This window comes from Protofrankia sp. Cj3, from assembly GCF_917627355.1.
In the GTDB taxonomy this organism is placed as follows: Bacteria; Actinomycetota; Actinomycetes; order Frankiales; family Frankiaceae; genus Protofrankia.
Window position 1 is genome coordinate 1 of sequence record NZ_CAKJTR010000163.1, and the last position, 10,577, is coordinate 10,577.

11 protein-coding genes are annotated in these 10,577 nt (G+C 70.9%); 5 read left to right on the forward strand and 6 right to left on the reverse strand.

Annotation, left to right across the window (positions count from 1 at the left end):
• The first annotated feature begins 111 nt into the window (after nt 1–111).
• From MJ783_RS18365 to MJ783_RS18375, 3 genes are all read left to right on the forward strand, one after another.
• Nucleotides 112–936 carry a TatD family hydrolase gene (locus MJ783_RS18365; RefSeq protein WP_239311926.1) on the forward strand — a complete coding sequence of 275 codons (825 nt, stop codon included), beginning with the start codon at nt 112–114 and terminating at the stop codon, nt 934–936.
• 89 nt (nt 937–1,025) lie between these two features.
• Nucleotides 1,026–1,847 (forward strand): 16S rRNA (adenine(1518)-N(6)/adenine(1519)-N(6))-dimethyltransferase RsmA, encoded by an 822-nt coding sequence (gene rsmA / locus MJ783_RS18370; protein WP_239311927.1) that lies wholly within the window; start codon nt 1,026–1,028, stop codon nt 1,845–1,847.
• Nucleotides 1,848–2,648: 801 nt separating this feature from the next.
• A complete protein-coding gene (locus MJ783_RS18375) occupies nt 2,649–3,926 on the forward strand; it encodes an HNH endonuclease signature motif containing protein (RefSeq protein WP_239311928.1) in 1,278 nt (425 codons plus the stop codon).
• A gap of 60 nt (nt 3,927–3,986) precedes the next feature.
• Here the strand turns inward: MJ783_RS18375 and MJ783_RS18380 are convergent, their stop codons facing one another.
• The 6 genes from MJ783_RS18380 to MJ783_RS18405 form a co-directional block, all read right to left on the reverse strand.
• Nucleotides 3,987–4,610 (reverse strand): alkaline shock response membrane anchor protein AmaP, encoded by a 624-nt coding sequence (locus MJ783_RS18380; RefSeq protein ID WP_239311931.1) that lies wholly within the window; start codon nt 4,608–4,610, stop codon nt 3,987–3,989.
• A gap of 86 nt (nt 4,611–4,696) precedes the next feature.
• Nucleotides 4,697–5,512 carry a DUF6286 domain-containing protein gene (locus tag MJ783_RS18385; RefSeq protein ID WP_239311934.1) on the reverse strand — a complete coding sequence of 272 codons (816 nt, stop codon included), beginning with the start codon at nt 5,510–5,512 and terminating at the stop codon, nt 4,697–4,699.
• Nucleotides 5,513–5,531: 19 nt separating this feature from the next.
• Nucleotides 5,532–5,918, reverse strand: coding sequence for an Asp23/Gls24 family envelope stress response protein (locus MJ783_RS18390; protein WP_239311936.1), 387 nt, complete (start codon nt 5,916–5,918; stop codon nt 5,532–5,534).
• On the reverse strand, nt 5,915–6,103 hold the full coding sequence (locus tag MJ783_RS18395; RefSeq protein WP_239311939.1) for a hypothetical protein: 189 nt from the start codon (nt 6,101–6,103) through the stop codon (nt 5,915–5,917). The genes MJ783_RS18390 and MJ783_RS18395 overlap by 4 nt, the downstream gene beginning before the upstream one ends.
• Nucleotides 6,104–6,593: 490 nt before the next feature.
• Nucleotides 6,594–7,043 (reverse strand): hypothetical protein, encoded by a 450-nt coding sequence (locus MJ783_RS18400; RefSeq protein WP_239311941.1) that lies wholly within the window; start codon nt 7,041–7,043, stop codon nt 6,594–6,596.
• Nucleotides 7,044–7,048: 5 nt separating this feature from the next.
• A complete protein-coding gene (locus MJ783_RS18405) occupies nt 7,049–7,531 on the reverse strand; it encodes an Asp23/Gls24 family envelope stress response protein (protein WP_239311943.1) in 483 nt (160 codons plus the stop codon).
• Nucleotides 7,532–7,836: 305 nt separating this feature from the next.
• Between MJ783_RS18405 and MJ783_RS18410 the strand changes: the two genes are divergently transcribed.
• Both MJ783_RS18410 and MJ783_RS18415 read left to right on the forward strand, forming a co-directional pair.
• Nucleotides 7,837–8,862: a 4-(cytidine 5'-diphospho)-2-C-methyl-D-erythritol kinase gene (locus MJ783_RS18410; protein WP_370651691.1), complete on the forward strand. Its 1,026-nt coding sequence runs from the start codon at nt 7,837–7,839 to the stop codon at nt 8,860–8,862.
• 45 nt (nt 8,863–8,907) lie between these two features.
• Nucleotides 8,908–10,577: ABC-F family ATP-binding cassette domain-containing protein (locus tag MJ783_RS18415; protein ID WP_239311944.1), on the forward strand; the 1,670-nt coding region annotated here is incomplete at its 3' end.

Consider the following 10,577-nt stretch of genomic DNA (forward strand, 5'->3'; position numbering starts at 1 on the left):
GGGGCGGTGCGATCGTTGTTCCGTTCAACCGGGGCCTCGTGAGGGGCACCGGCGGGGACAGCGCGGTGAAGCGCGGTGGAGATGGAACGGAAGGGCAGGTGGCCTGGCCAGATGGCACGGGATGCCGGACGTCGTGGCGACCCGCCGCAGCCACCGGAACCGCTGGCGGTAGAGGTGATCGACAGCCACTGCCATCTTGACATCATGGGTGGTGATGTGGCGCATGCGGTTGCCGTGGCGCGCGCTGTCGGCATCCGGCGGATGGTCAGCGTGGGGATCGACCTGGCGACCAGCCGTTGGCAGGCGCGGGCCGCGGCCGAGCATCCCGATGTGTACGCGGCGGTCGCGATCCACCCGAACGACGCCGCCGACGGTGTCGACGAACAGACGTTCGCGGAGATCGCCGAGTTGGCCACCATGCCGAAGGTACGGGCGGTTGGCGAGACCGGTCTGGACTACTACCGCACGCCGCCCGAGCGGCACGCCGCCCAGCAGGAGAGCTTCCGCCGTCACATCGCGATCGCCAAGCGGACCGGCCGTACCCTCATGATCCATGACCGGGAGGCGCATGACGACACGCTGCGCATCCTCGCCGAGGAAGGCGCGCCGGACCAGGTGGTCTTCCATGCCTTCTCCGGCGACGCGGTCATGGCGAAGAGCTGCGCGGACGCCGGTTACGTGATGTCGTTCGCCGGTAACCTGACTTTCAGGAACGCGGGTAACCTGCGGGACGCCGCCGCCGTCGCCCCTCGTGACCTGCTCCTCGTCGAGACCGACGCGCCGTTCCTGACACCGGAGCCGTGGCGGGGCCGGCCGAACAGCCCGTATCTGGTACCGCTGACGTTGCGGGCGCTCGCCGCTGCCCGCGGCGAGGATGTCGACACACTCGCCGCGGCGGTAGCCGCCACGTCTGAGCGGATGTTCGGGCCCTGGTAGGCCCCGGCCACGTTGCCCGGGAGGCAGGCTTCGGAGGCGACGGGCTGCTGACGCCGGTCGCTGTGCGTGCTATCGCTGACGATCTGGGTGTGCGACCGGCAAAACGGTGGGGCCAGAACTTCCTCGTCGACCCGAACACGGTCCGCCGCTTGGTGCGTCTGGCTGCGGCCGGATCCGATGAGACGGTCCTGGAGATCGGTCCTGGGCTTGGTTCGCTGACTCTCGGGCTGCTTGCGGCCGCGGGCCGCGTCGTCGCGGTCGAGGTGGACACGCTGCTTGCCGAGGCCCTGCCGGCGACTGCCACGGCCCGGCTCGGCCCGGCTGTGGCGTCCCGGCTGACCGTCGTGGCCGCCGACGGGCTACGTCTCGTTCCCGCGGACCTGCCCGGTGACCCACCGGATGTCCTCGCCGCGAACCTGCCGTACAACGTGGCGGTGCCGCTCCTGCTCGGTGTTCTTGAACGCTTCCCGTCGATTGGGCGGGGGCTGGTCATGGTGCAGGCTGAGGTCGCGGACCGGCTGACCGCGGCGCCGGGCGGCCGGGTGTACGGCGTGCCGAGCGTGAAGGTCGCCTGGTACGCCTCGGCGCGCCCGGCCGGCGCGGTGCCGCGCGCGGTGTTCTGGCCGCGGCCGAACGTCGACTCATCCCTGGTCGCGTTCACCAGGCGCGAGGTTCCAGGGCCGCCGGAACTGCGCGGGTCTGTGTTCGCCGCGGTGGACGCGGCCTTCGCGCAGCGCCGCAAGACCCTGCGGACGGCGCTTGGCGGTTGGGCGGGCTCGTCCGCCGAGGTCGACCGCCTGGCCCGAGCCGTGGGGGTCGACCCGTCCGCCCGCGGCGAGACCCTGGACGTCACGGACTTCACCCGCCTCGCCGTCGCCCGGTCCGTTGACCCACCCGCCTGCGGTGGCTGATCTGGGCCGCTGTGTTCCGAGTTTGCGGTGGGTCAAGTGTCCTGCGGTGTCAGCCCGGTCATATTGTTCCATCGCTGCCGTCGGGTCAGGGTGGAAGTAGGTGCGTTCGTGTCCGGAGACGCAGAGCTGTCCGAAGATACCGGACCGTCGGCCGTGGGGGGCGGCTGGACGCTGCTTCCCTGGGACGGTGACCCTGGATCTGATCGGTCGTCTGTTGCCGCGGCCACGGCGGGCCCGCCCACCCGGCATCGACGGCTGCGGCGGTCCAGCGGCGCTGGCGGCGGCAGGCGGGCGGGGGCCAGGGCTGCCATAGGCCTGTGCGGGTTTGGCGCGGTCCTCGGCATTGTTCTCGTGGTGGCTGGTCACCGTCCGGATGAAATGGCGGATCAGCCGGTCGCCGGCGTGCGCTCAGAGCGCCCCGAGGCGATCGACAACCAACCCCGGTTGCCGACGTCGGTGGATGCTGGACCCTCCATCGCTGCGGGTGGGACTACGTCGGCTGTGACCGCGCCCGCTAGCGGCCCGGTCTCCCAGGCTGCGACTGTGGTCCGGTCTGCCGGGCCGACGTCGGTCTCAGCGGCGCCGGCCACGACGCCGGCCGCTGGGGTCCAGTCGTCTGCACCGGTACCGGGCATGACCGTGTTGCTGCCCTCCGCCCAACCGTCCTCCACCCTGTTGCTCGCCCCGTCATGCCGCGCCGGTCGTGGCCACGGGCATCAGACACCCGACTGCCAGATCGGCTGAGAATTCCTGGTCGCCCGACGGGGTGGAAATGTCGGACCAGACACCTATCCTGAACATATGTTCGAATCGTCTGATGGGTGTGCCGACCCAGGCCCGGCTGGTCCAGGCCCGGCGACCGCCCTCGACCTCGACGGCGTGGACATCGAGGGGCTGGACGCGTCCACCTGCCTGACCCTGATGGCCACCATCACCCGCCAACGCGCCGCCCTCGACGCGGTCATGCTCCGCACGCAGGGCCGCTTCGCCCACCTACGCCCCGAAACCGGCCCACAACGGCCCTTCGGGGAATTCGCCCCGGACGAAGTCGCCGCCGAACTCAACCTGTCCTACAACGCCGCCGCCACCCAACTCGCACTCGCCCACGCCGTAACCCACCGGCTACCCGCAACCCTGGCCGCCCTGGCCGCCGGCATCCTCGATCTGGGCCGGGTCCGCGCCGTCGCCGACGCCACCGAACCGCTCTCCGACGCCCACGCCGCCGCGGTCGAGGCGAGGGTCCTGGCCCACGGCGGACGAGCCAGCCACGCGGCGTTCCGCCAGGCGTTGCGCCGCGCGGTGCTTGCGATCGACCCCGACGGCGCCACACAACGCCACGAACTCCAACGCCGAGGGCGCCGGGTCGGCCTCCAGCCGTTGGAGGAAGGGATGGCCGAGCTCTCGGCGTTCCTGGCCGCCCCCGACGCCCAAGCCGCCTACCAGCGCATCGACGCCCTGGCCCGCCGCGCCGGCGACGCGCAGGATGTCCGGAGTATGGACGAACGCCGCGCCGACGTCCTCACCGACATTCTGCTGGGCCGCCACCGCGACGACGACCCGGTCCGCGTCGAGGTCGGAGTGCTGATTCCACTAGGCACCCTGGCGGGGCTGGCCGACACCCCCGGCGAACTGGCCGGCTACGGACCGATCCCGGCCGGGCTCGCCCGCGACCTGGCCGCCAACGCAACCTGGCGACGGCTACTCACCGACCCGGTCGACGGCCACGTCGTCGACGTCGGACGACGCCGATTCCCCTCACCCGCACTGGCCCGCCAGATCCGGGCCCGGGACTGGGTCTGCCGATTCCCGGGATGCCGAACGCCCGCCACCATCTGCGATCTCGACCATGTGCGGGCCTATACCGAGGGCGGCAGCACCGAAGCAGCCAATCTGCTCACGCTATGCCGACATCATCACCGGTTGAAGCACGACGGGACCTGGACCGTCGAAGTAACCGAAACCGGCACGGCCACCTGGACCAGTCCGGAACTACGCGTCTACCAGACCGAACCCGAACCCCACCCGGAACCGCCGCCCACCCCGCAACCGGACCCAGAACCCGAGCCGCCACCCTTCTGACCGGGACACGGCTGCCGGACTCTGATCGAAAATTGCTGGCCGACCACTAAGCAGGGCTGGTCAGTACACGCGGTCACCGTGGCCGGGGTGCGGGATGAGCTGGATTTCGGTGGCGAGGTCCGCGCGGGACAGGGCACCACGCGCATGCGGCAGAGCGGCCCGTTCGATATCGGCTCGGATCCGGCGGACGTCCGTGCTTGGCTTCATGGTCACCACTACCCGTAGCAACGGTCGCTTCCCCGTGCCGAGCAGCCGCGCGCGCACCTGCCGGACGCCCGGCAGCGTAGCCAGTTCGCCTTCCACCGCGCCGGTGAAGGCTCGCGCGTTCACCCGGACGCGCCCGAAGGTGTCGTCGACGACATACAGGCCGGGCAGGTTCCCGGTGGACTTCTGTAGCCACAGCCAGGCGAGCGCCAGCAGGACAACCAGACCCGTGACCGCTCCGGCAACTGGCCAGAACCACACATGCTCGGCGGCAAAGGAGCGGTTCTGCGCGGTGAGCCCATACCGGGCCGCGACGTCATCCCCGAACACCCCCCGACCGGCGAGCAGCGCGACGGCCCCACCGCCCAGGCACACCAGCCCCAACAGAACGAACACCACCCGGTTCAGCAGATCGACTCCAGGGGCGAACGGCTGCCTGCGTGGCCGGGACATCTTCGCCGATCCGGTCGGCTCGATCATGCTTACCTCGTCCGGCTGAATCGGTGGACCGAGCTGGGGGATCGGGCTGTCCATGGTTCGTGCGCTCGTGGGGCTCACGGTTGCGTTCATGTGTGGTCCTTTTTCCGCTCCTCGTTCCGGGCGTCCCGCCGGGTGCCTTCCGGATCGGGTTTGGTCAGATCGAGGCCGACCGGGTGCTGCCTGGCCCGCTCACCCATGGTTGAAACATCGAAGATTGCTTTCGTGGTTGCCGGGGCCGGTGAGGGACCGCTCGAGCCGGTGGGGGCGGGGTCCTGCCGCGCGTCCGCCGGTGGCGGTGGCGGTGGCTGCGGTTGTGCCGGTTGTGCCGGTTGTGCCGGTTGTGCCGGTTCCGGCACGACACCGCCGGTACGGGAGGCCGGACGTGACGCTTTCACCGTCAGCTTCACTTTCGGGGGCGACGCCAACTCGAAGGAGGCCAGCCGTTCGCGGATCTCGTCACGCACCTGTCCCGGCGCGTCCGGGTTGATCCGGGGACTGCTCTCGATCGTCACTTTGGCGGTGCGCCGCCGGAGCCGGACCTTTGCTCGGGTCACGCCGTCGATGTCTTCGGCCGCGCTGGCGAGCGCACGGGCGATGCCGCGCCCGGCGGCGAAGGTGGCCGTCCCGGTCGGGGACGGCCGTACGGCGAACCATTGCAGCCGGCCGCGCCGCAGCCCCAGCACAAGCAGCAGGATCCCACCGGCACCGAGGATGACGCCGAGCACGGTCGGCCCTGTGTCGGACCAGGTGTTGCGTGCCATGGCGGCCGTTATCGACTGCCAGTCGACGATGGCGTACCCGTCGTCGAGGGCCGCGCTGACCATCTCGATGATCGCGATGACCCCGACCGCCGCGATGACCGCCGCAAGCAGCGCCGCGACAATCCGGTTTGTCACGCGCACGATGGTGACCTCCCGTGAGCTACCGTGCCCGGCTGCTCGGGCCGGCGTCGAACTCGAAAGCGGACACGTCGATGTCGATGTGGGTCACCCGTAGGCCGGCCAGGTCGGCCACCTGTCGGGTCACGCTGGTGCGTACCGCTTCACATACCTCAACAATCCGGACAGGATACCGTACGGACAACGACATGGAGATCGAAGCGGTACCTCGGCCGACGCGCGCTGACACCTGCGGGGGACGCTCGTCGGTGGCCTGCCGCCGCCCTCGGCCGGGATGCCGCTGTCCCAGCCCACCGACGGTTTCGACATCCAGCGCGGCCTGGGCCGCGATTTTCTCGATGACGCCGCTGGCGACGACCAGGTTTCCCCGGACCACGTTCTCGGCGCGGCGCGTTCCAGCGCGTGTCATCGCGTATCGCGGCGTTCACCGCCGCCGACATAGCGGTTGATATCGATCTCGCCGTCCAGGATCTTGCCTATGAACAGGCCGATCGCCCCGAAGACGAGGACGATCAGGAACTCGCCGAAATCACCGAAGGCGAGCGCGAGACCGGAGATCAATCCGGTGATGAGACCGATTGCGCTCGAACGCATCGAAGCCTCCTTGCTAGACGGTCGTACGTGCTGGTAGGCCCATAGCCGTTGCTGCTAGGCCCGTAGCCACGAGCCCACGAGCCCACGAGCTGGGCCTGCCGCCGGGGCGCGCGCCGCGGCCCGGCGGGCGGGCGTTAACGTACTCGTGGGGACTTTTGCGATCTTCGCCAGAGCCGCTGTACACGACGCTCGTGCGGGTGGTACTCGCGCAAGCGGTGCCGGTGTGCCCACTGTCCACGCAGCCAGTAAGCGATGATCTCGAACCCGGTCCGCCGATGGTAGCCGCTCACTTCGGCACATCCGGTCCGGGGCGGCCGTTCCGGTCGCCGAGCCCGCAGGCCAGCCATGAACACAGCGGGGTCGCCGCCTCTGTCCGGGTGGTTCTCCCGGATGAAGCGACGTGCCTCGGCGCGTCGGGCGGCGGCATCCGCCGCCCCGTCCAGCCGCGCTGGCCCGGACTGGCCGGTGGCGGGCCCGACCGGCCTGTCGGTCATTGTTTTCCGGCCCTGGTGCTTGTACGGGTCGTTCCAGCCGCGGCCGACTTGGTCATGGCCGTCTTCCCCCGGGCCGCCCTGCCGCCGGCCGTGCCGCGGGTGTGCGTTCCACCGGTGCCGCGCGGCTGGCCGGCGGGCCTGGTGACGGGCCTGTCAGGGAGGATCTCGAGATCGTCGACGAGCACGTCGATCCGCTCGCACTCCGGAGCCACCGCGGTGACCGCGCTCCGGACCTGGCTGGCGATCTCGGCAATCGTCGGCCCGAACTGGCCGACGACATGGATGGCGACCCCACCCAGTACCTTGCGGACGCCGACGACGCGCTGGCCGGGCAGATACGTGACCACGTTGCCGCTGGCTCCGGGAGACAGCGCGGCGACCGCGGAGCACCGGGCAACCGCGGCCGCGATCGCGGCCGGCCGCGCGGACACAACCAAGCGGGCCATGACTGCTACTGCACCCGGGCCTGCTTGTCGTCATCATCTTCGGGGATGTAGACGTCATCAACAGCGATGTTGACTTCGGTCACCTCCAGACCGGTCATTCCCTCGACCGAGCTGACGACGTTGCCGCGGATCGCCTGTGCGAGATCCACGATCGACACGCCGTAGTCGACCACGACGTCGAGATCTATTGCCGCCTGCCGCTCGCCGACCTCGACACCGACTCCCTGCGAGACGTTGCGGCCGGACGAGCCGGGGATACGCTGGCGCAGCGAACCGACCGCGCGGGCGCTGCCGGAGCCGAGATTGTGCACGCCTTCGACCTCGCGGGTCGCCACGCCCGCGATCTTGCGGACGACCGAGTCCGCGATGGCAGTCCTGCCTTGGCTTGTCACGAGTTCGGTGGTGCTCCGCCGGGACACGCCGGCCCCGTCGCGGTGGGCTGTCTCGCGGGTCACGGGAGCGGTTTTCTCGGTGGTTGTCGTGCTCATGACGTGCCTCCGCAATCGTTGGAGTCGTGGGGATGGATCCCTCGGCTTTCCGGAGATCTCCGGCCGGGCGGGCCCCGTGGCCAGCGGCCGCTGGCCGTCCACAGGCGACAGCCGGTCGTGCTCGGCGCGCTCAACCAGCTGGTATGCAGCGTCCTACCCGGTGGTGAGGGGGCCACTCGCGTCCGGCCGGCCGGATAGGTTCGTTGGTGCCCGGTCGGAACACGCCCCACAAGTGAGTGAAGGAGCGTCCGCTGCCTCGGTCTCATCCGCACCCTTCGGGTGCGCCCGGCCCCGGTCGGTCGTCTGTGCCCGCCCAGGGCAACCGGGTGACCGTCCGGTCACCGGCAAAGGTCAACCTGCATCTTGGGGTCGGCCCGCGTCGTGACGACGGCTATCATGCGGTAATTACGATTTTGCAGGCTGTTTCACTCTATGACGACATCACGGTTACGGCTGCCCCGGACGGCGTCACCGACCCGGACGCGGTGGAGCCGGTCGTCGCGGTTGAGGTCATCGGGGAGGGTGCCGCGGGTACCACCCCGGCCGCGCTGCCCGGGGACCCGGCCGTGAGCTCGGCGGCGGCCCGGATCTCCCTGGTTCCGACGGGCTCGGACAATCTGGCTGTTCGTGCCGCCCAGGTGCTCGCGGCCCGCGCCGGGGTACGTGGTGCGGGGGCGCGCCTGAGCATGGTCAAGGGCATTCCGGTCGCGGCGGGGATGGCTGGTGGCAGCGCCGACGCGGCCGGGGCGCTGGTCGCCTTCGACACCCTGTGGGGTACTGGCCTGGACCGCTCGGTCCTCGCGGAGCTCGCCGCCGGGCTCGGTAGCGACGTGCCATTCCCCCTGGCCGGGGGGACAGCGCTCGGCACCGGCCGAGGCGAACAGCTGACGCCGGTCCTCGGGCGCGGCGAGTACCACTGGGTTTTCGCGCTGGCTGACGGCGGCCTGTCCACCGCGTCCGTCTATGCCGAGTTCGACCGGTTGTCCGAGGGGCGTCTGCGCACCGAGCCCACGCCGCCTGGCGGGGTACTGGCGGCATTGCGTACCGGAGACCCGGTCGAGCTGGGCAAGGCCCTGGTGAACGATCTGCAGCCGGCCGCGTTGCGGCTGCGCCCGTCGTTGCGCCGCGTGCTGGAAACCGGGACCGAGCTCGGGGCGGTCGGCGCCATCGTCAGCGGCTCCGGGCCGACCTGCGCCTTTCTCGCGCGGGACGCCGCGCAGAGCGTAGCTCTGGCGGCGAGCCTCGCCGGGATGGGCGTCTGCCGGGCGGTTCGGCGGGCGTACGGCCCGGTCGCCGGTGCCCGTGTGATCGACCCTGGCGTGTCCGGGTGAACCGGGGATGCCTCCTGCCGAGTCAGCTCCGATGAGCGCCACCTGATGAGCGCTGTCCTGGTCACGATGGAGGCGGTGGTGGCCGCCTTCGGCACCCGTGTCCTGCTGGACCGCGTCAGCCTCGGGGTGGCGGCCGGAGAGCGGATCGGGGTGGTCGGCCGCAACGGCGCGGGCAAGAGCACCCTGCTCAAGCTCCTGGCCGGGGAGGCTCACCCCGATGCGGGCCGGGTCGTGCGCACGGGATTCCTGCGCGTCGGTATGCTGTCCCAGGACGACCGGCTCGTGCCCACGGCGACCGTGCGGCAGGCCGTGGTCGGTGACGTGCCCGACCACGTGTGGGCCGCGGATCCGCGTCGCCGGTCGGTGCTCAGCGGGCTGGGCCTGCTCGACCGCCTGGACGACATCGTCGGGCAGTCATCCGGTGGGGAGCGTCGGCGTACCGCGCTGGCCGCGCTGCTCGTCGATGACTTCGACCTGCTGGTACTGGACGAGCCCACCAACCACCTCGACGTCGAGGGCGTCGCGTGGCTCGCGTCCGAGCTGGCCTCCTGGCGTGGCGGGCTGCTCGTCGCAACGCATGACCGGTGGTTCCTCGACGAGGTGTGCGACCGGGTCTGGGAGGTCGTCGACGGCCGGGTGGACGCCTACGACGGCGGCTACAGTGCGTACGTGCTTGCCCGCGCGGAGCGGGCACGGCGGGCTGACGCAGCCGAGGCCCGGCGCCAGAATCTGCTCCGTAAGGAGCTTGCCTGGCTGCGTCGCGGCCCGCCGGCCCGGACCGCCAAGCCGCGCTTCCGCATCGAGGCGGCCAACGCCCTGATCGCTGATGAGCCGCCTGTGCGCGACACCCTTGGCCTGCGCACCTTTGCCGCCTCCCGCCTCGGTAAGGATGTCTTCGATGTCGAGGATGTGACGCTGCGCCTCGGTGACCGGGCGCTGTTCGCGAACATGACGTGGCGGTTGGGCCCGGGGGACCGGGTGGGTCTCGTCGGGATGAACGGGAGCGGGAAGACCACGCTGTTGCGCCTGCTGATCGGTGCGGCGAGCCCGGATTCCGGCAGTGTCCGGGTCGGGCGCAGCGCGCGTCCCGCCCTGCTCACCCAGGAGATCCACGGACTGGACCCGCGGCTGCGGGCGCTGGAGACGGTCCAGGAGGCCGGTCAGGTCCTGGAGGTCGGGCCTCGGCCGAAGCCGTCGGCGCATGCGCGAGGCGCCGCCGGGGACGGCGGGCGGAGCCGGGAGCTGACCGCGGGCCAGCTGCTTGAACAGTTCGGCCTGCCGTCGGCCCGGCAGTGGACACCGGTCGGTGATCTCTCCGGCGGGGAGCGGCGCCGGTTGCAGCTTCTGCGGCTGCTCATGAAGCGACCGAACGTACTGCTCCTGGACGAGCCCACGAACGACCTGGACACCGACACGCTGACCGCGCTGGAGGACATCCTGGACTCATGGCCGGGAACCCTGGTTGTGGTCAGTCATGATCGCTATTTCCTGGAACGGACCTGTGACACGATTGTCGCTCTGTTCGGCGACGGCTCGCTGGTCATGTTGCCCGGCGGGGTCGAGGAGTACCTGTCTCGCCGCCGGGAGCTGAGCGCGGCGGGCGCCGGGCCGCTCACCGGCGCGGACGGCTCGGCCAGCGGTGGCGGCGGTGGTAGCGGCGGTGGCGTCCGGCCCGCCGCGGGCACGGTCGCGCCTGCGGCGGGCCGGACGCGGGT

Coding starts and splice junctions, on each gene's coding strand:
- MJ783_RS18405 (WP_239311943.1), bottom strand. CDS start 7,531: ATGAGCACGACAACCACCGAGAAAACCGCTCCCGTGACCCGCGAGACA.
- MJ783_RS18390 (WP_239311936.1), bottom strand. CDS start 5,918: ATGACACGCGCTGGAACGCGCCGCGCCGAGAACGTGGTCCGGGGAAAC.
- MJ783_RS18365 (WP_239311926.1), top strand. CDS start 112: ATGGCACGGGATGCCGGACGTCGTGGCGACCCGCCGCAGCCACCGGAA.
- MJ783_RS18400 (WP_239311941.1), bottom strand. CDS start 7,043: ATGGCCCGCTTGGTTGTGTCCGCGCGGCCGGCCGCGATCGCGGCCGCG.
- MJ783_RS18380 (WP_239311931.1), bottom strand. CDS start 4,610: ATGATCGAGCCGACCGGATCGGCGAAGATGTCCCGGCCACGCAGGCAG.
- MJ783_RS18395 (WP_239311939.1), bottom strand. CDS start 6,103: ATGCGTTCGAGCGCAATCGGTCTCATCACCGGATTGATCTCCGGTCTC.
- MJ783_RS18375 (WP_239311928.1), top strand. CDS start 2,649: ATGTTCGAATCGTCTGATGGGTGTGCCGACCCAGGCCCGGCTGGTCCA.